The organism is Glutamicibacter ardleyensis (genome assembly GCF_014644555.1).
GTDB lineage: Bacteria > Actinomycetota > Actinomycetes > Actinomycetales > Micrococcaceae > Glutamicibacter > Glutamicibacter bergerei.
Window position 1 is genome coordinate 180,232 of the sequence record NZ_BMKX01000005.1, and the last position, 21,915, is coordinate 202,146.

Annotated in this window: 14 protein-coding genes and 1 tRNA gene; 12 read left to right on the forward strand and 3 right to left on the reverse strand. The window is 59.3% G+C overall.

Annotated features, from left to right (window positions below):
* Positions 1–252: 252 nt before the first annotated feature.
* The 3 genes from gltB to pyk all read left to right on the forward strand — a co-directional run bounded on the left by gltB (position 253) and on the right by pyk (position 7,924).
* The gene (gene gltB / locus IEX04_RS11335; RefSeq protein ID WP_188685810.1) at positions 253–4,866 is read left to right on the forward strand and encodes a glutamate synthase large subunit; all 4,614 of its coding nucleotides are present in this window, start codon (positions 253–255) and stop codon (positions 4,864–4,866) included.
* Positions 4,859–6,328: a glutamate synthase subunit beta gene (locus tag IEX04_RS11340; RefSeq protein WP_188685812.1), complete on the forward strand. Its 1,470-nt coding sequence runs from the start codon at positions 4,859–4,861 to the stop codon at positions 6,326–6,328. Before gltB ends, IEX04_RS11340 begins: the two co-directional genes overlap by 8 nt.
* A gap of 84 nt (positions 6,329–6,412) precedes the next feature.
* A complete protein-coding gene (gene pyk / locus IEX04_RS11345) occupies positions 6,413–7,924 on the forward strand; it encodes a pyruvate kinase (RefSeq protein WP_096253810.1) in 1,512 nt (503 codons plus the stop codon).
* A 185-nt stretch (positions 7,925–8,109) separates the two neighbouring features.
* Here pyk and IEX04_RS11350 read toward each other — a convergent pair.
* A tRNA-Leu gene (locus IEX04_RS11350) sits at positions 8,110–8,191 on the reverse strand.
* Positions 8,192–8,378: 187 nt separating this feature from the next.
* On the opposite strand from IEX04_RS11350, the gene IEX04_RS11355 reads away from it, so the two are divergent.
* From IEX04_RS11355 to IEX04_RS11370, 4 genes are all read left to right on the forward strand, one after another.
* On the forward strand, positions 8,379–8,996 hold the full coding sequence (locus IEX04_RS11355; protein ID WP_096253809.1) for an ANTAR domain-containing response regulator: 618 nt from the start codon (positions 8,379–8,381) through the stop codon (positions 8,994–8,996).
* A 309-nt stretch (positions 8,997–9,305) separates the two neighbouring features.
* Positions 9,306–10,547 (forward strand): inorganic phosphate transporter, encoded by a 1,242-nt coding sequence (locus IEX04_RS11360; RefSeq protein WP_188685814.1) that lies wholly within the window; start codon positions 9,306–9,308, stop codon positions 10,545–10,547.
* Positions 10,544–10,780: a hypothetical protein gene (locus IEX04_RS11365; protein ID WP_096253807.1), complete on the forward strand. Its 237-nt coding sequence runs from the start codon at positions 10,544–10,546 to the stop codon at positions 10,778–10,780. Before IEX04_RS11360 ends, IEX04_RS11365 begins: the two co-directional genes overlap by 4 nt.
* Before the next feature lie 68 nt (positions 10,781–10,848).
* On the forward strand, positions 10,849–11,394 hold the full coding sequence (locus tag IEX04_RS11370) for a dihydrofolate reductase family protein (protein ID WP_096253806.1): 546 nt from the start codon (positions 10,849–10,851) through the stop codon (positions 11,392–11,394).
* Positions 11,395–11,401: 7 nt separating this feature from the next.
* Here IEX04_RS11370 and IEX04_RS11375 read toward each other — a convergent pair whose 3' ends face one another.
* Positions 11,402–11,887, reverse strand: coding sequence for a hotdog fold thioesterase (locus tag IEX04_RS11375; protein ID WP_096253805.1), 486 nt, complete (start codon positions 11,885–11,887; stop codon positions 11,402–11,404).
* An 85-nt stretch (positions 11,888–11,972) separates the two neighbouring features.
* On the opposite strand from IEX04_RS11375, the gene polA reads away from it, so the two are divergent.
* The 5 genes from polA (at position 11,973) to IEX04_RS11400 (ending at position 20,258) form a co-directional block, all read left to right on the forward strand.
* Positions 11,973–14,588 (forward strand): DNA polymerase I, encoded by a 2,616-nt coding sequence (gene polA / locus IEX04_RS11380; RefSeq protein WP_229677117.1) that lies wholly within the window; start codon positions 11,973–11,975, stop codon positions 14,586–14,588.
* 117 nt (positions 14,589–14,705) lie between these two features.
* On the forward strand, positions 14,706–16,004 hold the full coding sequence (locus IEX04_RS11385; protein WP_188685818.1) for a GNAT family N-acetyltransferase: 1,299 nt from the start codon (positions 14,706–14,708) through the stop codon (positions 16,002–16,004).
* A gap of 6 nt (positions 16,005–16,010) precedes the next feature.
* Positions 16,011–16,961 (forward strand): polysaccharide deacetylase family protein, encoded by a 951-nt coding sequence (locus IEX04_RS11390; protein ID WP_188685820.1) that lies wholly within the window; start codon positions 16,011–16,013, stop codon positions 16,959–16,961.
* 253 nt (positions 16,962–17,214) lie between these two features.
* On the forward strand, positions 17,215–18,699 hold the full coding sequence (gene rpsA / locus IEX04_RS11395) for a 30S ribosomal protein S1 (protein ID WP_188685821.1): 1,485 nt from the start codon (positions 17,215–17,217) through the stop codon (positions 18,697–18,699).
* Between the two features lie 245 nt (positions 18,700–18,944).
* Positions 18,945–20,258 carry a hypothetical protein gene (locus tag IEX04_RS11400; RefSeq protein WP_188685823.1) on the forward strand — a complete coding sequence of 438 codons (1,314 nt, stop codon included), beginning with the start codon at positions 18,945–18,947 and terminating at the stop codon, positions 20,256–20,258.
* Here the strand turns inward: IEX04_RS11400 and IEX04_RS11405 are convergent.
* The gene (locus IEX04_RS11405; protein WP_229677111.1) at positions 20,255–21,847 is read right to left on the reverse strand and encodes an HNH endonuclease signature motif containing protein; all 1,593 of its coding nucleotides are present in this window, start codon (positions 21,845–21,847) and stop codon (positions 20,255–20,257) included. The two genes, IEX04_RS11400 and IEX04_RS11405, sit on opposite strands and share 4 nt — an antisense overlap.
* Positions 21,848–21,915: the final 68 nt, after the last annotated feature.

A 21,915-nucleotide genomic window follows, 5' to 3' on the forward strand; every position in this document is an offset into this window, starting at 1 on the left:
CGCTGCAACACGCATTAACATTTTCGAAACAAAACTGCGTGCCAGCAAGAAACATAACGCGCGTACTGTGAAGCTACACGTCCGGACGAGCCGCACCGTCGGTGAGCCCGATCGGACGTCAAAAAGAACCACAGCGCGGTGGATTCCTGCACCCTGCAATGCAGGTATGGCGAGCGGCAGTAATTACCGATCAACGATTTATCGGCCCGGCCCGGCTCGCCTTTCACCGTACACCCCACGAAAGGCACGCTCATGAGCACGACCGGAGTCCAGCTGAACGCCTCCCCAGGTTTAGGCGGGGAAGTTACCTCGCCCTACACCCGATTCTCCGCGATTCCACCGGCTCAGGGTTTATATGATCCGGCCGCGGAAAAGGACGCCTGTGGTTTAGCGATGATCGCTTCGCTGAAAAATGCTGCCTCGCACCAGATCGTCACTCATGCACTGACCGCGTTACGCCGGCTGGAACACCGCGGCGCGATCGGCGCCGATGAAGGCACCGGCGACGGAGCAGGCATTCTGCTGCATCTGCCCGACGGATTTTTTCGTGCGGTCACCGAGTTTGAACTGCCCGCCGCCGGAACCTATGCCGTAGGCATGGGCTTTTTGCCGGCCGAGCCCGGCGAAGCCGAATTTGCCCGCCACGAGCTGGAAGCGCTGGCAGCCGAAGAACAGCTGCGCGTGCTCGGCTGGCGTGAGGTGCCCGTTGATGCTTCGGTACTCGGCGCCTCCGCGCGCAAGGTGATGCCGAAGATCACCCAATTTTTTGTCACCGGCTCCGCTACCGCGTTGAGCAGTCGTGAGCTAGATTCCGCGGCCTGGCGTATCCGCCGCCGCGCGCACAACAAGATCGGCGTGTACTTCGCCTCATTCTCCGCGCAGACCATCGTCTACAAGGGCATGGTTTCCACCGCGCAACTCGAACCGTTTTACCCAGACCTGTCCGATGCGCGTTTTGCTAGCCGCTGCGCGATCGTGCACTCACGCTTCTCTACCAATACCTTCCCTTCCTGGCCGCTGGCCCAACCCTTCCGGAGCATCGCGCATAACGGCGAGATCAACACCGTCAAGGGCAACCGCAACTGGATGCGCGCCCGGCAGTCCACGCTGTCCTCGTCGCTACTTGGCGAGGTACCCGAGGAACTATTCCCGATCTGCACGCCCGGCGCCTCGGATTCGGCCTCCTTCGACGAGGTCGCCGAGATGCTGATGCTCTCCGGCCGCAACGTCAGCGAAGCGATCATGATGATGATCCCGCAACCATGGGAGAACGATGAGACCATGGACGCGGACCTGCGCGCCTTTTACGAATACCACTCGATGCTCATCGAACCGTGGGATGGCCCGGCCGCGGTGTGCTTTACCGATGGGCAGATGGCCGGCGCCGTGCTGGACCGCAACGGTCTGCGTCCGGCCCGCTGGTGGGTGACCGACGATGACCTGGTGGTGCTTGCCAGCGAGGTCGGCGTCATCGACACCGCAGAGGAGCATATCCTCGCCAAGGGCCGCGTGGCCCCGGGCAAAATGTTCGCCGTGGACCTAGCCGGTGGACGCATAGTCCCCGACGCGGAAATTAAGGCACAGGTGGCGGCCGCGAAACCCTGGCGTGAATGGGTGAGCGCAAACCTGAAGACGCTCGATGATTTTCCGGATCTTGAACATGTGCGCCACTCCTCGGCCTCGGTGCAATTGCGCCAGCTGACCTTCGGCTACACCACCGAGGAACTGCGCATCCTGCTGGCACCGATGGCGAGAACCGGCGCCGAACCACTAGCCGCGATGGGCACCGACACGCCGATCGCCGCGCTAGCCGATCGTCCGCGTCTGCTCTTTGACTACTTCACCCAGTCCTTCGCCCAGGTGACCAACCCGCCGCTGGATGCGATCCGTGAAGAACTTGTCACCTCCATGGGCACCAGCATTGGCCCGGACGGCAACCTGCTCTCGCTGGATCGTGTGCCGCAGACCCATATCTCGCTGGACTACCCGGTGCTCTCCAACGACCAGCTGGCCAAGATCGTGAACCTGCGCGATGAGCAGGGGGAGAAGTACTCGCTGAAGGTGCGCGGGCTGTACCGTCCGGCCGGCGGCGAGTCCGAGCTACGGGCCCGGCTGCAAGAAATTTGTGAGAAGGTCTCTGCCGCGGTGAACCGCGGGGTGCGCTACCTGGTGCTCTCGGACCGTGATTCTTCCGCCGCGTGGGCTCCGATCCCGTCGTTGCTGCTGACTTCCGCGGTGCACCACCACCTGCTGAAAAGCTCAAACCGTACCCGTGTGTCACTGATTATTGAATCTGGCGATGCTCGCGAGGTGCATCATATCGCCGCGCTAATCGGTTACGGCGCCTCGGCAATCAACCCGTATCTGGCCCTGGAATCCGTGGAAGAAATGGCCGAGCAGGGCGAATTGTCCGGGGTTGACGGTGCACTAGCCAGCTCGAACCTGCGCAAGGCCCTGGGCAAGGGGGTGCTGAAGATTATGTCCAAAATGGGCATTTCAACGGTCTCCAGTTATTGCGGTGCGCAGACCTTTGAAGCCATCGGGCTGTCCCAGCGCGTGGTCGATCAGTACTTTACCGGTACCACCACGAAGCTTTCGGGCATTGAACTGGAGGTGGTGGCCGCGGAGGCTGCCGCCCGCCACGCGCGGGCCTACCCGGAAAACTCCGGTGGCGCCCAGCCCAACGAGTTGGAAACCGGTGGTGAATACCAGTGGCGCCGTACCGGGCCACCGCATCTTTTTGATCCGCAAACCGTGTTCCGCCTGCAACACGCAACACGCACCCGACGCTACGACGTGTTCAAGCAGTACACCCAGGCGGTAGATGACCAGGCAACGCAGCTTAAAACCTTGCGTGGCCTGCTGGAATTCGACACCTCCGGGATCACCCCGATCGACATCGACCAGGTGGAACCGGTTAGCGAGATCGTGAAACGTTTCGCTACCGGGGCGATGAGCTACGGCTCGATCTCCGCCGAGGCCCATGAGACGCTGGCCATCGCGATGAACCAGCTGGGGGCAAAATCTAATACCGGCGAGGGCGGCGAAGATCCCGAACGCCTGCTCGATCCGGCGCGCCGCAGCGCGGTGAAGCAGATCGCTTCGGGCCGTTTTGGGGTGACCAGTCTCTACCTGACGAACGCCGATGACATTCAGATCAAGATGGCCCAGGGTGCCAAACCCGGCGAGGGTGGCCAGCTGATGAGCCAGAAGCTCTACCCGTGGGTGGCGAAAACGCGTCATTCCACCCCCGGCGTGGGACTGATTTCTCCGCCGCCACACCACGATATCTACTCGATCGAGGACCTGGCCCAGCTGATTCACGATGCGAAGTGCTCCAATCCTTCGGCGCGGGTGCATGTGAAGCTGGTCTCCGAGTCAGGCATTGGCACCGTGGCCGCCGGGGTGGCGAAGGCCAAGGCCGACGTGGTGCTGATCTCCGGTCATGATGGTGGTACCGGTGCTAGCCCGATGAATTCGCTCAAGCATGCAGGAACCCCGTGGGAGCTGGGCCTCGCCGAGGCGCAGCAGACACTGATCCTCAACGGGCTGCGCGACCGGGTGACCGTGCAGGTTGACGGGCAGCTGAAGACCGGGCGCGATGTGCTGATCGGTGCGCTACTGGGCGCCGAAGAGTTCGGTTTCGCCACCGCCCCGTTGGTGGTTTCCGGTTGCATCATGATGCGCGTATGCCATCTGGACACCTGTCCGGTAGGCGTCGCCACACAGAACCCTAAGCTGCGTGAGCGCTTCACCGGCAAGGCCGAATTTGTGGTGAACTTCTTCGAGTTCATCGCCCAGGAGGTACGCGAGTTATTGGCCTCATTGGGTGCGCGCACGCTGCAAGAAGTGATCGGCCGAGTTGAACTATTGACCGGTTCCGCCACGCAGCTAGCCGCGCACGAAAAGATTCAGGGATTGGCGCTGGATGCGATCACTCATGTGCCGGGCGTGGAACTGACAGCGCGCAGCCGCCGGATCGGCCAAGATCATGGGTTGGAAGCGCACCTGGACCAGAAGTTGCTAGCTGCCGCGCAACCGGCGTTGCGCGATCGGCTGCCGGTGGTGCTGAATGCACAGATCGTGAACACCGACCGTTCGGTGGGTACGCTGCTTGGCCATCACGTGACCAAAACCTTCGGAATCCAGGAGTTGGACGCAGACACCATCACGGTGAACCTGACCGGTCGCGCCGGTCAGTCGTTGGGCGCGTTCCTGCCCGCCGGGATCACCGTGCACCTGGCCGGAGACGCCAACGACTACGTGGGCAAGGGCTTGTCAGGGGGCCGAATCGCTATTCATCCGCCGCACACCACCTTGTCTCAACCGGAAGAGCAGGTGATCGCCGGAAATGTTGTCGGTTACGGGGCAACGAGCGGCGAATTGTTCATCAACGGCATGGTGGGCGAACGCTTTGCGGTGCGTAACTCGGGAGCGGTAATCGTTACCGAAGGCATCGGCGAACACGGTTGTGAGTACATGACCGGCGGTCAGGTCCTGATTTTGGGGCAGACCGGGCGCAACTTCGGCGCCGGGTTCTCCGGTGGTACCGCCTGGGTGCTGGACTTTGACCCGGCCAAACTTAACCCGCTGGCGGCCGAACAAGGCGATGTGCTCATCGGCGCCATCAGCGATGCGGAAGCTGACATCATTTTTGCGCTGCTCACCGAGCATATTGCGCTGACCGCCTCACCGTTGGCGCAACGTTTGGTGCTCGATTGGGAGCACACCCGCACCCGGCTAAGCAGCATTATCCCGCGCGATTTTGCCGCGGTTCAACAAGTTCGTGCCCAAGCCGAAGCGTCGGGGGAGAACCCCGATTCGCCGCAGGTGTGGAGCAAAATTCTGGAGGTGACCCGTGGCTGATCCACGAGGATTCTTGAAGGTGACCGAGCGTGTCACCCAACCTAAACGCCCGGTGCCGATCCGCCTGATGGACTACAAAGAAGTTCTGCAACGGCAAACGGCGGGCACGCTCACCGAGCAAGCTGGCCGTTGCATGGACTGCGGCGTTGCCTTCTGCCACAACGGCTGCCCGCTGGGAAACCTGATCCCGGAGTTTAACGACTTGACCTACCGGGGCCGGATGGACGACGCTGCCGCTAGGCTGCTGAGCACCAACAATTTTCCAGAGTTCACCGGAAAACTGTGTCCGGCGCCCTGTGAAGCGTCCTGCGTGCTGGGCATCAACCAGCCTGCGGTGACGATCAAGCAGGTAGAGGCCGAGCTGGCCGAACATCTGATGGAGCAAGGCGATTTTGTGCCTTACCCACCGGCACGTCATACCGAGCACCGCGTGGCGATCGTCGGTTCGGGTCCGGCCGGACTGGCGGCCGCGCAGCAGCTGACCCGCGCCGGTCACACCGTGGCCGTGTACGAGCGTGACGAGGCGATCGGCGGACTACTGCGCTTTGGCATTCCTGACTTCAAACTAGAAAAGCAGGTGATCGACCTGCGCCTGGCGCAAATGGAAGCCGAAGGGACGATTTTTCGCACCGGCATCGAGATTGGCAAGGACATCAGCTGGGAGCAACTACGCCGCGATTATGATGCGGTGATCGTTGCCACCGGGTCCACCGTTGCGCGTGAGCTGCCCTTAACCGGGCGTGAGCTGGGCGGGGTGCATCATGCGATGGAGTACCTCACCGAGAACAATCGTGTGGTTTCCGGTTCGCAGCAGAGCACCAGCATCGACGCCAAAGGCAAGCATGTGATCGTGCTTGGCGGAGGTGACACCGGTTCGGATTGCATCGGTACCGCGCTGCGCCAGGGGGCCGCCTCGGTGACCACACTGGCGATCGGTGTGAAGCCGCCGACCGAACGTGGCGAAAATCAGCCGTGGCCGATGATGCCGTTGCTCTTTGAGGTGCAATCTTCGCATGAGGAAGGTGGGCAACGTAATTATCTTGCCTCAACGGTGAACTTCGTTTCCGGCGAGGGAACCGAGAAAAATAAGGTGATCGGTGTTACAGTTGCAGAGACAGAGATCGTTGCTGGCAAGCGCCTGCCGAAGCCTGGAACCGAACGCGTACTCAAAGCGGATCTGGTACTGCTGGCTCTTGGCTTTACCGGTCCGGAACCTTCCGGACTCACCGAGGCGCTGAGCATCGATTTTGACAACCGGGGCAACGTCGCCCGAGATGGCTACTACATGACAAATACCGAAGCGGTATTTGTCGCCGGAGATGCTGGTCGGGGGCAGTCGCTGATCGTTTGGGCTATCGCCGAGGGTCGCGCATGCGCCGCCTCGGTCGATAAATTCCTGACGGGAACGACTAACCTTCCTGCACCTGTTGCTCCAAATGATAGAGCCATCAGCATCATTTGAATGGCATAAGCTTTGATGCGACGAATCCACCACGGGTTCGTCGCATTTTGCCTATGTAAACATGAAAGGCATTTGGCTGACGGTATGAGACGCGCAAAAATTGTGGCAACATGGGGCCCGGCCCTAGCAAGCTATGAAAACACAGTAGCGGTACTCCAAGCGGGCGTTGACGTAGCCCGACTAAATATGAGCCATGGGGATTACTCCATGCATGCTCAATCCTTGGCGAATGTGCGTAATGCAGCCGCCGAGGTGGGACGTGCGGTCGGCATCTTCGCCGACCTGCAGGGCCCTAAAATTCGTTTGGGACGCTTCAAAGACGACGCCAAGTTCATCTTGGAGGTCGGCGAGAAGTTCACCATCACCATTGAAGACATCCAGGGCACACGCAACCTGTGCTCCACCACGTTTAAGGGCTTGCCAACCGACGTGAAGCCCGGAGACTTCCTGTTGATCAATGACGGCAAGGTCAAGCTCAAAGCACTTGAGGTGACCGACACCGAGGTTCGCTCCGAGGTTGTCGTCGGCGGCGAAGTATCGAACAATAAGGGTATTAACCTACCTGGCGTTGCGGTTAATGTGCCGGCGCTGAGTGAAAAAGACGAAGATGATCTGCGTTGGGCGATTCGCGCCGGCGTGGACATGGTTGCTTTGTCCTTCGTGCGAAACGCGAGCGACATCGAACGCGTGCACGAAATCATGGACGAGGAAGGCCGACGCCTGCCGGTGATCGCAAAGATCGAAAAGCCGCAGGCAGTCGCCGCCCTAGAAGAAATCATCCACGCCTTCGACGCGATTATGGTCGCCCGTGGCGATTTGGGTGTGGAGCTGCCACTGGAAGAGGTTCCACTGGTGCAGAAGCGTGCGGTGGAGCTTGCTCGCCGCTGGGCTAAGCCGGTCATCGTCGCCACCCAGGTGCTCGAATCGATGATCGAATCGCCAACCCCAACCCGTGCGGAAGCTTCGGACTGCGCCAACGCGGTGCTTGATGGCGCCGACGCGGTCATGCTTTCGGGGGAGACCTCCGTTGGTGCTTACCCGGTGGAAACCGTGGAGACGATGTCACGCATCATTTCCTCCACCGAACAGCACGGACTGGACCGCATCCCACGTCTTGGCTCGCAGCCAAAGACCCGTGGCGGCGCGATCACCCGCGCCGCGGTGGAGATCGCCGATCAGCTCGACGCGAAATACATCGTCGCTTTCACCCAGTCCGGTGATTCTGCCCGTCGCCTATCACGTTTGCGCCCGAAGAAGCCTGTGCTGGCTTTCACCCCGCTGCAGCAGACCTACAACATCATGACGCTGATGTGGGGCGTGCAGGCCCGTTTGGTCGCTTACGCGGATCACACCGATAAGATGACCGCGCAGGTTGACGAGCAGCTGCTCAGCGAAGGGTTGGCGCAGATCAATGATCTGGTCTGCATCGCTGCCGGTTCCCCTCCGGGACAGGCCGGTTCGACCAACTCGCTACGCGTGCACAAGGTCGGTGACCTGGCCGATGCCGGACAGCTGGTTGACGGTAAGCCGATGCCAGTGCGTGAACATGTTGGGCCGTGGGCACCATCAAATGTTTCAACACCTAAGGACCTGTAAACAACCGTTTCGGGTAGTTAGCTAAAAACCTGCCCGCACGCCTTCAAATTTGAGGCGTGCGGGCAGGTTTTTCCGTTACCGCACAGTATTGGGTGTTTTTGCGAAATGCATCACATTTATGCTCAGAGGTTAACAAAAAATGCCGTCGAGCAAAGTTTTCACTTTGCCCGACGGCATCTGCCTTGTGCCCAAGGTGGGACTCGAACCCACACATCTTTCGATACTGCATTTTGAGTGCAGCGCGTCTACCGATTCCGCCACTTGGGCGAGCACATTGACGAGTTTACTAGAGGTTTCGTAGATTTCCTAATCGAGAACCTCGCGTCATCGCCTCGATAATCGTACATGCAAGTAGGCTTAGAAAGGAAACCGGAGCAACGCGGCTCGCGGAGAAATAATTCTTTACTTCTGTCAGCACCCCGGCAGAAACGCAGACCACGAAGGAAGGCGCCCTATGAGCGAGCTACCAGAAATCACCAAAATCCCCTCCAAGGCGCCCACCAGTGCGCGCCGGGTGCTCGTGGCCGAGGACGAGACGCTGATTCGCTTGGACATCGTCGAAATCCTCCGCTCCGAAGGCTACGACGTGGTCGCCGAGGTCGACAATGGGCAAAGCGCGCTAGAGAAGGCACGCGAATTGAAGCCAGACCTGGTTTTGATGGACGTGAAGATGCCGGTGATGGACGGTATCACCGCCGCAGAGGCGATCGTTAAGGAACGCATCGCCCCGGTGGTTCTGCTCACCGCGTTTAGCCAGAAGGAACTGGTTGAGCGCGCTCGCGAGGCCGGTGCCATGGCCTACGTGGTTAAGCCCTTCACTCCGGCGGATCTGACGCCGGCCATTGAAATTGCGATCTCCCGCAACGATGAGCTGCGTGCCTTGGAATCCGAGGTGAGTAACCTTGCCGAACAGTTCGAAACCCGTAAATTGGTCGATCGAGCCAAATCGTTGCTGATTACCAAGATGGGGCTGACCGAACCAGAGGCGTTCCGTTGGATCCAGAAAACCTCCATGGATCGCCGGTTGAGCATGCGTCAGGTCGCAGACACCGTGATCGACCAGGTTAAGTAACCGAAGCAAAGTACCCCAACGCCGGGAAATCCGGCCATGTGCGCCAAGCCACCTATGGTTTGGCGCACATTTTTTGGTTAAAAAATAAAATAATCCGGCCAGTTTGCGCGAGTTTGATCAAAACCCACTAACTGTTCACCCAGATTTATACGTCTAGCAGTTGACAGTTCAGATTGACGTATCTGCTCAGGGGCATAAGATTGAAATTGCGCTTTGAGCCCAATCTGGCACGACACTATTTGCACCGGATTTTGTCACTCTAAGCCCAAGTTCTTTTTCCTTGCCGTTCGACCCTCAGGCTGGTATTCAATGGATTTGACGCTAATCGTCGTCCTTGTCATCGCCTTGGCGTTGTTTTTCGACTTCACCAATGGTTTCCATGACACGGCCAATGCGATGGCCACTCCAATCGCAACCGGAGCAATCACTCCAAAAAAGGCTGTAGCTCTTGCCGCAATTTTGAACCTTGTTGGCGCGTTCCTCTCCACCGAGGTAGCAAAGACAATTTCAGGCGGCATCATTAACGAAGACCCCACTACGGGCGTGCAAATCATGCCCGAAATGATTTTTGCGGGTCTGATGGGTGCCGTGGTCTGGAACGTATTCACCTGGTTGCTTGGACTTCCTTCGAGCTCTTCGCACGCATTGTTTGGTGGCTTGGTGGGAGCGGCGATCGTCGGTGCCGGGTTTGGTGCAATCGATTATGGCGTGCTGCTGTCCAAGGTGCTGCTGCCAGCACTGTGCGCTCCGCTGATTGCTGGTATTTCCGCCTATATGTGCACGAAGCTGGCGTATTCAATTACCAAACGTCAGAACGGTGTCTCGCCTAAGCGCGGAGGCTTCCGTTACGGACAGATCTTCTCCTCGTCGCTCGTGGCACTTGCCCACGGCACCAACGATGCGCAGAAGACCATGGGCGTTATCACGCTGACCCTCGTGGCCTCCGGCCTGCAGACCGCAGGCACCGGCCCGCACCTGTGGGTTGTAGCAACCTGTGCGATCGCGATCGCACTTGGCACCTACACCGGTGGCTGGCGCATCATCCGCACCATGGGTTCGGGACTGACCGATGTTAAGCCAGCACAGGGCTTTGCCGCTGAGGTTTCTACCGCATCGGCGATCCTCACCTCCTCACACCTGGGCTTTGCACTGTCAACCACGCAGGTCGCCTCCGGTTCCGTGATCGGTTCCGGACTGGGACGAAAGGGCGCCGAAGTGCGCTGGGGTACCGCCGGTCGCATCGCTTTGGGCTGGTTGTTCACCCTTCCAGCGGCGGCCATCATCGGCGGCCTAGCAGCCTGGCTCACGCACACTGGTGCGGTGGGCGTGGGCATCGTCGCCGTAGTCGGTGTCGGAATGCTCTTGCTCTTCTGGTACCTGTCACGCAAAAACCATGTAGGACATGAAGACACCCTGTCAGACATCGATAATTCGGGTGCCGCGGTGAACATTCTGTCGAAGAAGGAGCGTCGTGCTCGTGCTAAGGCTGACGCGAAGGCTGCCCGCAAGGCTGCCCAGGAAGCCATGGACAAGGAGCCAGATAACTCATGATCGATTGGTCAGCTTTTCTTATCGTCGCGCTGGTTAGCTGGGTTGCGGCCCTTTGCATCGTGACTGCCTATTCCTTTGGCGTTCGGCTACTTGCCGTGGCTCGCGACGAAGACAGTAATACGTCGGTTAATAAGTTCGGCGCGTACCTGTGCTTCGGCGTGTGCGGCGTGATCGTACTCTTTGGCGTGGTGCTTATCGTTCCACAATTGAGCCGGGCAATTCTGGGTGCGTAGCAGCGCCTCACCGGTAGTGCGTAACAACTAAATATTGCCTTCGATGGAGGCACCCCTAGACTGGAGCTATGACTAGCTTCAAGTACTACGTGGGTGCCTCCATCGACGGTTTTGTGGCCGATGAGGCGGGCGATACGCACTGGCTCCGCCCATTTCGCGAACTCGCTGGCTTCCACGGCGACCTGCAAGAATTTTTTGACGGCATCGGCGCGGTGGTGATCGGCGGGAAAACCTACGAAACCATCGTCCGAGATGTCAGCGAAGGGCACCTGCAGTGGCCTTTTGGCACCAAGCCGGTGTGGATTTTCACGCATCACGAACTGCCTACGCTGCCCGATACCGACCTCACATTTATCCGCGGTGAGATTAGTTTCTGGAGCCGGGATATCGCCAAAAGTGCCGGGGCGGGAGATGTCTGGCTGGTCGGTGGAGCGGATCTGGCCGGTGGTTTCATTCAGGCCGGGATACTTGATGAACTGACGGTCATCACCGTGCCAGTGTTCCTGGGTAGCGGAGTGAACATCTTTGGGCGCAACGCTAAGGCGCAATTGTCGGAACTGAAAATTCGCGAGCTCGGAGACGACATCTTCGCCTCCAGCTACGCGATTTCCTAAGTACCAGTCAGCTCTCGATGGGCAGGAGCATGTTGGTGATTCGTGCGGTGGCCACCCGGTGGCCCTCGTCGTTGCTGATGATGATTTCATGGGTGGTGATGCGCCGGCCCAAATGTATCGGCGTGCACACACCGGTGACCAGCCCCGCGCGTCCGGCCTTATGGTGGGTGATGTTCAGATCAACACCGACCGGGTTGGCCTTGCCCGCGCCATGCAACGCGGCGGCCATCGAGCCTAAGGTCTCGGCCAAAGCGGCCGAGGCGCCGCCGTGCAAAATTCCCACAACCTGCGTGTTGCCAGCCACCGGCATGGTGGCCGAAACACGTTCGACGCTGAATTCGGTGAAGTGAATATCCAGCTTTTCTACCAGCGTGCCGACTCCGTGTCCGTGCAACGCAGGCCACATCGTTGCGGGCACACCGTGCTTGGTTAGTTGGGCCGCAAATGGATGTGCTGAAGATTGCTCGGCGTGAGAAGTGTAATTGTCGCTCATGACAACTAGGCTAAAAGGCGTGAGCGAAACTACCAAAACGACTTCTGCGTCGGATAAGAAACTGCTGATCATCGATGGGCATTCGATGGCCTTCCGCGCGTTCTATGCGCTGCCAGCCGAAAACTTTGCGACAAGCACCGGCCAGCATACAAATGCCGTCCACGGATTCGTCTCCATGTTGTTGACGATGATCCGCCAACAGAAGCCCACGCACGTTGCGGTGGCCTTCGACCTTGATACCCCCACCTTCCGTTCCTTGGAGTACACCGAGTACAAGGGCGGGCGCAATAAAACACCCGAGGAGTTCTACGGCCAGATCGACCTCATCGCGCAGGTGATGAAGGCGATGAACATTCCAAGCATCACACTGGAAAGTTTTGAGGCCGACGATATTCTGGCCACCATGGCCACCCGGGGTGAAGAAGCCGGCTTCGAGGTACTGGTGGTTTCCGGGGACCGTGACGCCTTCCAGCTGATCACCGACAGGACCTTAGTGCTCTACCCGAAGAAGGGTATTAGCGATATTCCGCCGATGGACGCCGAAGCGGTGGAAACCAAATACTTTGTACGCCCCGAGCGTTACTCGGACCTGGCCGCATTGGTAGGCGAAACCGCCGATAACTTGCCAGGGGTGCCCGGGGTAGGACCTAAAACCGCTGCGAAGTGGTTAAACCTCTACGGGGATCTGGACGGAATTCTGGAGAACGCGGAATCTATCAAGGGCAAGGTCGGCGAATCTCTGCGCGCCCACGTGGATAACGTGACGCGTAACCGTCGGTTGAACCAATTGCGCCACGATTTAGAGCTACCGGTGAGCTTGGAGGAAACCGAGCTGGTGGCACCAAACCGCGAAGAGATTGAAAACCTCTTTGACGCGCTGGAATTTAACACCTTGCGTAAGCGCCTCTTTGACCTGTTTGCAGCAGACGAGGATGAAGAGCAGCCCGAAGCGGCGGTTTTTGAACGTCTGGAAGCGAAAGACGCGGGCGCTTTGGGTGACTTTATCGCTGCCGGTCAGGGCGCGCCGATTGCGGTGCAGCTGGCGGTGACCGCCGCAGAAGCCGTGGGTGTAGCGCTGTTCCGCGAAGGTAAGGCGATCTGGCTTGAACTGGCCGGACTGGATGAGGACAGCGAGAAGGTGCTGGCCGATTTCTTGGCCGATGCGCAGGCTCCGAAGATCTTCCACGATGCCAAGCTTGCCAAGCACCGGTTGATCGAACGTGGTTTTAACGTTGCCGGACTCGGCGATGACACGCTGATTAGTGCGTATCTGATTCAGCCTGATCGTCGCAGCCACGAGCTGGTTGATCTGGTGCAGTACCACCTGAAGTACACGGTGCCGGTGCTGAAACCGGCGAAGAAGGGGGAGTTGGATCTGGGGTTGACCGCGGATCTGGCCGAACCGACGCTCGCGCAGGCGCAGGCAATCTTTGACCTCTCCGCGTTCTTGGCGATTAAGGTTGCCGAGAAGCATGCCGCGCAGCTTGCCGCCGAGATGGAACTGCCGCTGATCGATGTGCTCTTTGACATGGAACGTGCGGGTATTGCGGTGAGCCGTGAGCGTTTAGACGAGCTCAACGCGCACTTCACCGGGCAGGTTGAACAGGCCACGAAGGAAGCTTACGAGTCGATCGGCCACGAGGTGAATCTTTCCAGCCCGAAGCAGCTGCAGGTGGTCTTGTTTGAAGAGCTGGATCTGCCGAAGACGAAAAAAATCAAGACCGGTTTCACTACCGATGCGGAATCCTTGCAGGATTTGTTGGTGAAAACCCAGCACCCATTCTTGGTCGCGCTGATGGCGTACCGCGAGGCGATTAAGCTACGTCAGACCGTGGAGGGGTTGCTGAAATCTATCGGCGACGATGGGCGGATTCACACCACCTACGCGCAGACCGTGGCGGCCACCGGACGGCTGTCCAGCCTGAACCCGAACCTGCAGAACATTCCAATTCGCTCCGAAGAGGGCCGGCGAATTCGCGACGTATTCATCGTCGGCGAAGGCTACGAAACCCTGCTGACCGTGGACTACTCGCAGATCGAGATGCGTATTATGGCGCACCTTTCCGGGGACGAGGGGCTGATCGAAGCCTATGAAAGCGGCGAGGACCTGCACCGCTATGTCGGTTCGCACGTCTTTGGGGTGAGCCCGGCGGAGGTGAGCTCCGAGATGCGTTCCAAGGTCAAGGCGATGAGCTATGGGCTGGCTTACGGGCTGAGCTCCTTTGGGTTGTCCAAGCAGCTGAAGATTTCCGTGGATGAGGCGCGCACGTTGATGAAGGACTACTTTGCACGCTTTGGTGCGGTGCGTACTTACCTGCGTGCGGTGGTCGATCAGGCACGCAAGGACGGGTACACGGAAACCATCTTCGGTCGACGCCGGTACCTGCCGGAACTGAACAGCTCGGATCGGCGGTTGCGTGATATTGCCGAACGTGCGGCGTTAAACGCACCGATTCAGGGTTCGGCGGCGGATCTGCTGAAGGTGGCGATGCTGAAGATTTCGCAGCGGTTGCGCGAAGGATCATACAAGTCGCGGATGCTCTTGCAGGTGCACGATGAGTTGGTGCTCGAAATTTCCGCCGGCGAGCTGGACGCGGTCCAGGAGTTGGTCACGCACGAAATGAGCCAGGCTGCGGACCTACTGGTGCCGTTGGATGTCCAGCCGGGCATCGGCAAGTCCTGGCACGAGGCGGAGCACTAAAGCCCGTTTAACATATTCGGAGCCGCCGGGGTGCCCCTGTTATTAGGTGCGCACTGGCGGCTTTGAACTCATAGCAGTGAGGGTTGCCCACATGCTGGCCAGCGAAAGGTACAAACCATGAGTTCTGCGACACCCCAGGGCATTAACCTTGAATTTTTTGCTGCCGAACAAGCAGCGAAGGAACCTGAGCAGCGTTGGGTGTCCTTCTCGCGTGCCGTCGGGCGAGGTTTTCATGACCCTGGCACCGATGCGGACAGCGATAAGATTCTGGCCGAGATGGATCTCCAGGACGGTGTGCAGTACATCGGGGCCTACGATCGGTCGGCGCTCGCGCCAAGCTTGCATGTCAGCGACCCGGTGGGCACGTACCAGTATTATCCCGGCACGCTCAATGTGGGTGGGCAGAACTGCCTGACGGTGCATCAGATCACCGCGGTGACCGTGAGCCCGACACATCGCCGGCGCGGAATATTGCGCTCGATGATCACCACCCACCTGCAGCAGGCCGCTGGTGCAGGGGTGCCGGTGGCCGTGCTCACCGCCACCGAAGCCACCATTTACGGGCGTTTTGGGTTTGGGCTGGCTGCCGAGCAGTGCCGTTTTGAACTGAATGTTGAACATGGGGCACGGCTACGCCGGCCACACACCGGAAGCGTGGTGGCCGTGGATCCGGCGAGCATCAAAGAGCAGATGCTGGCGCTGCGCCACGAGCACCAGCAGGTCACAGTTGGAGCGGTCAGCCACCGGGCCTTCGACATCGGGCGCGATACCGGAGCGTGGGAAAACCACGGCAACCTCAAACCGGTCAAAAACCTGCGCGCCGCGGTGCATTATGATGCCCAGGGAACCGCCGACGGGTATCTGACCTACACCTTTGAGGGGTGGGCCAAGGAACCGGCCACGATGTCGGTGAAAACCTTGTGCACGACTAATGGTGCCGCGCGACTAGAACTGCTGGACTATTTGGGCGCGCACGATCTGATTAAACGCGTGACCGGCTCGGCTCCGGTTGATGATGTGCTGCCGATCGCGCTTGAAAACCCGCGTTCCTACCGGGTGCTTGGCCGTGATGATCATCTGTGGTTGCGTATTTTGAATCTGCCGGCCGCGTTTTCGGCGCGCAATTATCACGGTGACGCGCAGCTGGTGATCTCGGTGAGCGACGAGCTGGGTTATACCGCTGGTACGTGGCAGCTGCAGGTTGTCGACGGGAGGATGTCGGTGCAGCGTGTCGAGGGTCAAGACCCCGAGGCCTGGCTTGACTGTCGCGAACTGGCCAGCCTCTATTTGGGCACTCGCAGTGCCACGCAGTTGGCCGAAGCCGGATTGCTAGACACCGCTACACCGCAGCTTCTCACCGTGCTTGATCGGCTCTTTGCCGGCCGGCAAGCACCCTATTGTCAGGTGGATTTTTAACCCCCTATGCAGTCAAATACACGAGTAGTGAACGCTGGGCTGTCACGTCGCCGGTTGTTACGCTTCGCTTTGGACGGCGGCGCCGGTGCGGTGGGACTGCTGGGTTTGGCGGCGCTGAGCGGATGTACCGAGCTGCCCGAAAGCTCAGCAACTTCAGCTACCGGGCAGGCATCTGCACCTGCGACAGCCAGTGGGTCTGCGCCGGCTTCCGGTCCGGCGAAGGCCAGCCCGAGCGCCGAACCGTTGTTTAGCCCTAATTTGAGTAAAAAGGAAGCGACGGCCGAGTTTGCTCGGCGTGCACCAGGGCAATTCGGACTGGAGGTGCCGGGTATTCAGCTCGCGCTACCCTCCGGGGCGCGGGGCGTGGCGCTCACCTTTGATGCCTGCGGGGGAGCCCATGGTAGCAAAATGGATCACCAGCTGATCGAAGTATTGCGCACACACAAAACCCCGGCCACGTTGTTCGTCAATCAACGGTGGGCACGGAGCAACCGGCAACTGCTCACCGAACTGATCGCGGATCCCATATTTGAGATCGCAAATCACGGCACCAAACATGCCCCGCTCAGTGTTGCCGGGCAGCAGGCATACGGAATACCAGGCACCGGGTCCGTGGCGGCGGCCTATGACGAAATTGTGCTCAATCAGCGGTACTTGGCGCAGGAATTTGGCGTGGAGGCGCGCTTCTTCCGTTCGGGGACGGCACATATGGATCAGGTGGGTGTTGCCCTCTGCCGAAAACTCGGGTTGGTGCCGATGAACTTCACCGTGAATATGGATGCCGGGGCGACGTTCCCGGCAGCTAGTGTGGCCACACAGGTGAGCGCGATGAAGGCCGGCGACGTGGGGATCGGGCACTTTAATCAGCCGAAGTCGGGTACCGCCCAAGGAGTGGATCGTGGGCTGAAGAAGCTGGCGGACACCGGGATAAAAGTTGTCCGGCTCACCTCTGCCTGAGTCGGCCGCGGTCCTGGTGAGTGCGTGGAGGCCTGAGGATCGGACGCCAGAAAAGCCAAAACGTAACGAACCTCACAAAGTGAGGCTGTCGATCTTAGACGTTTACGCTTTGACCCGCACTTAGCTCGGCGCGTAGACTGAGGAAGGCGTGTCATGGCTTTGTCATGTCCGCAGGTAAACTTTACCCACTCGAAACTCCGGGACTTCCGGGGTCTCGACTGATCAAATCTATCCACAACGGAGTCCCTACTACATGACCATCACCTCGAACGAGAACAACAGCGCACCAGTCGTTGCGATTAACGACATTGGATCTGCTGAGGACTTCTTGGCCGCAGTCGACGCCACCATCAAGTACTTCAATGATGGTGACCTCGTCGAAGGCGTCGTTGTTAAGGTTGACCACGACGAAGTTCTGCTCGACATCGGTTACAAGACCGAAGGTGTCATTCCTTCCCGCGAGCTTTCCATCAAGCACGATGTTGACCCAGGCGACGTTGTCGCTGTTGGTGACAGCGTCGAAGCCTTGGTTCTGACCAAGGAAGATAAGGAAGGCCGTCTGATCTTGTCCAAGAAGCGCGCTCAGTACGAGCGTGCCTGGGGCGACATCGAGAAGATCAAGGAAGAAGACGGTGTCGTTACCGGTACCGTCATCGAGGTTGTCAAGGGTGGCCTCATCCTGGACATCGGCCTGCGTGGCTTCTTGCCAGCATCGCTCGTCGAGATGCGCCGTGTGCGCGACCTGGCACCGTACATCGGTCAGGAAATCGAAGCCAAGATCATTGAGCTGGACAAGAACCGCAACAACGTTGTGCTTTCCCGCCGTGCATGGCTTGAGCAGACCCAGTCTGAGGTTCGCTCGACCTTCCTCAACAAGCTGGAAAAGGGCCAGGTTCGTCCGGGCGTCGTTTCCTCCATCGTCAACTTCGGTGCATTCGTGGACCTTGGCGGCGTAGACGGTCTCGTCCACGTTTCCGAGCTGTCCTGGAAGCACATCGACCACCCATCAGAGGTTGTCGAAGTTGGCCAGGAAGTAACCGTCGAGGTTCTCGAAGTCGATCTGGACCGCGAGCGCGTTTCGCTGTCGTTGAAGGCTACCCAGGAAGATCCTTGGCAGACCTTCGCCCGCACTCACGCGCTGGGCCAGGTTGTACCAGGTAAGGTCACCAAGTTGGTTCCTTTCGGTGCGTTCGTTCGCGTCGAAGACGGCATCGAAGGCCTTGTTCACATCTCCGAGCTTGCAGTGCGCCACGTTGAGTTGGCCGAGCAGGTTGTCTCCGTGGGCGACGAGCTGTTCGTCAAGGTCATCGACATCGACCTGGAACGCCGCCGCATCTCGCTGTCGCTCAAGCAGGCTAACGAAGGCGTGGACCCAGAGGGTACCGAATTCGATCCAGCTCTCTACGGCATGGCCGCAGAGTACGACGAAGAGGGTAACTACAAGTACCCAGAGGGCTTCGACCCAGAGACCAACGAATGGCTCGAAGGCTTCGACACCCAGCGTTCGGCTTGGGAAGCACAGTACGCTTCCGCTCAGGAGCGTTGGGAAGCTCACAAGAAGCAGGTTGTTGCTGCAATCGCTGCCGACGCAGAAGCAGAAGCAGAACCAGCCGCTACCGGCGGTTCGTCAGCTGCTGCTCCAGCATCGTACTCCTCGGAGGCGCCAGCCACCGACGCAGGCACCCTGGCTTCGGACGAAGCACTGGCTGCACTGCGCGAAAAGCTGACCGGCAACTAATTTCGATTGGTGCTAGTGAGCTTGGCGAAGAGCTAAGTAAACGCTGAATGAAAAGGTCCAACCCATTGCGGGTTGGACCTTTTCTGCGTCATCAGGTGCTTAACCGCAGGGGGTGGTGGTTCTTAGTCATCCTTCGTGCTGAGTGTGAAGCCTGCAGATCGACCCAAAGGTGCAGTGCCCGCAGAATGTAACAGTTATAGACTAAATCCTGTAGGTCACCAAGTCGGGGCCGGTGAGGGATAAGCATGAAGCAGGCAAAGAGCGGCGACGCGTTGATTGGTGATCGTATCGGTGAAGGGAAAATGGTACCTTTTTACTCGGTCGGCATCGATGAGTGGCGCGAGGTCCCTGGTGCGCTGCCCAATATGCTGGTGATCCTTGCCAGTTGGGTTCCGCTAATAGCTTTGAACATCTACCTGTTCCGCTTCGCTTTCCCGCAACGACCAGAGATGGAAGTCGGAAAACTGCTGACTTTCTCGGTCATTGCAGCCTGCATCGCGATCATGTGGGCCGCCGCGCGGATCGCCCCGTGGTTGGCTTTAGCCGCGACCGCCATGCTCTACGTCATCTTGCAACCAACGGGAAACGCGCAACTGGTGGTGTTGGCATGTGCAAGCTGGTTTGCGCTCCTGGCCCTCAGCGGAATGATCAACCAGTGGCGACTGATCCTCAGACTGCGTCGATGGCGAGCTCATGCAACCTCCACGGTGCTCATCCCGAGCGAACAATTACGACAATTGCGCATCTACCGGCAGCTGCCGACCACGCTCTGGTATCTGGCTTTAGGCTCGATCCTCTACCCGCTACTGAAGCTCACCTGGCAGTTCCTCACCGACGCCGAGCAGGTATTTTCTGGCCTGGATCGGGAGCGCATCGACGGGTTCTTGATCGGAAGCGTCGCGCTGGGACTGTGCTTGATCGTGTTATTGGTGCGTTGGGTCGAACAAGGCATCGTGGGGCATATTGCTCTAGAAGTCCCGTTGACCAGCGATTTTGGTCCGCTAAGTTTTGTGGCGATCGGCGCCTCGGTGGCACGCGAACCGGAAAACGGTGCGCGATGTGAATGTACCGACCCAAATGAAGATTCCAAGAGCAGCGAATATGAGCAGTTTGTTGAATGTTTGGATCGCTGTTCGGTGCACGGGGTTGGTGCGGTCAACGCGTTGAGCGAGGCTGAATTTACCCGGATTGCCGATCAGCCTTGGGTGTACGGCGAACATGCCAATGACCGGTTGCTGCGCAAATCAGCTCGACTGGTGATCGCCGGGTTCAGCGGGTGGGACTCCAAGCCGGTGCGTTTGCAGGTAGACACGGTGTTCGGGCAGGGCAGCGTTGCACCAGCAAACTACCTCCCGAAACGGGCCACCGAACCGCTCTGCCGGGCCAAGCGCAGACTGTCGTGGCGAAACTGTGCTGATACCCCGCTGGTGGTAGAAGAGTTTAACCCCGCGACGATGCGGGTGTTGGATCAGATTCCACTGGGCACGCTGGGACTGACTGGCTATGCGGTGCGCGTGGCGGGTCGACGACCATTTCTTGTTGACCACCCGGTGCGCTAAACCTCGGGGCGGTCACTGATCGTGTTGCGACGTGGTCTTTGGGTGGGATCCATAAATTTGGGCAGGATCACCTGGGGTAGGCCGCCATTGGAGATGACCTTAAGGATTCCCGCATGCACGTCGTGATGATGCGCGGTGCACAGGCAGCAGCCAAGATGCACGGCGGTCGGCCCGCCAAGTGACCACCACCAAATATGGTGTAGTTCGCAGTGTTCGGGCGCAACGGTGCACCCGGGCACAATGCAGCCGCGGTCTCTGGCCTTGATCGCCCGGCGCATATACGCCGGGAAATTTCGTTGTTGGCGGCCGATATCCAAAATTTCTCCGCGGCCACCGAGTACCAGCGGAATGATTTTTGCTCTGGCCAGAGCCTGGCGTAGTTGGGCGGGGCGCAGCGTGAAGCCATGTTCGGTTACCCCGTAGGTTGTGGCCAGGCCGGTGAGTTCGGCTAGGGAAAGGTGAACCATGATGGTGGGCTGGACTACCGGGATTTCTGCTTCTTCCGGTTCCGTAAGCTGCGCTGCGGCTGGAGTTTCGTGAATTTTGCTGAGCAACTGGTTCAGCTTTTTGCCGTTGACCTTCAGCAGCATCAACAAGGCCTGCAATCGTCGCCTGGCAACGCTTGCCTCGGTGAGCGGGTTCCAGGTGGCACTGGCAGCTTCGGCCTCGGTTACAAAATCAGGATGTTCGGCGGTGCTGCCTGGGGAATGCTCGGCGGCCACCTGCCGGCTGGCCGCACCGGCTGCGGTGCGTGGGTTATTGGCCTGAGTGAGCAGCGACTCGAAGCCGTCGGCGTCCAGCGGGGTCAGGCGCACCTCATAGATGATCAGACCGTCTCTTTCGCCTTTGCGATAGACCCCGGCTTCGGCTTGTGGGTCCGCTAATGCGTGTTGTTCCTTGGCGGATTTGATCAGCCGGTTCAGTTTTTTGGTGCGAGTTTTAGGTTCTGGCTCGGTCAGTACCTCAAGCGCTGCGTCTTCGAGCAGTTGGCCGGCGGCATTCTGGGCGCTGGCGGTGACGGGGGAATCAAATTCACCGGTAGTCGGTTCGAACTTTTCTAAGCGGCGAGCTGCGCTCAGCGACTCGCGCGGGTCCGGGCCAACGGTATTAAACCGCTGGGCAAGTGCCGTGAATTGTGCGGGGCAGCGGTTACCTTGGGCATCGAACTGGCAAATCATCAGGTGGGAGTCGTTCACCCTGCGTCGGGCTTCAAAAAAGTCTAGGTTCAGCCAAGCGGCGAGCACCTCGGGCGCGCCCTTAAAGCTGGGGCGGGAAGCGGTGAGAACCGGCGGCGCTGCTAGATCACAGGCGTTGGCACGCAAGGCGTCAAGCTCGGTGATGTCTAGTTGGTGGGCGCCGGTGGCCTCGATCAGGTGGGCGCAGTGAATTTGGGTGCGCACGGTCTCATGAGCTAGCGCCTCGGTGTCGGAGGCCAGTAGCAGTGCGGCCCGGGGCTCGGCCAAGGAAGTTAGCTTGGTGCGAATGGCGGATTGAAGTTCCGGGGCAAACGCGGACAGGGCGAGCAGCTCGGAGGTGGAAAGCGCCTCCAAGTCGGCCAAGGTTGTGTGCAGCTCGGTGAGCAGCTGCATGATCCGCGTTGTCATAAAGCTAGTGTGCGCGCAGCGCCGAGCCTGGGATTTAGCTGCGCTGCCGGATG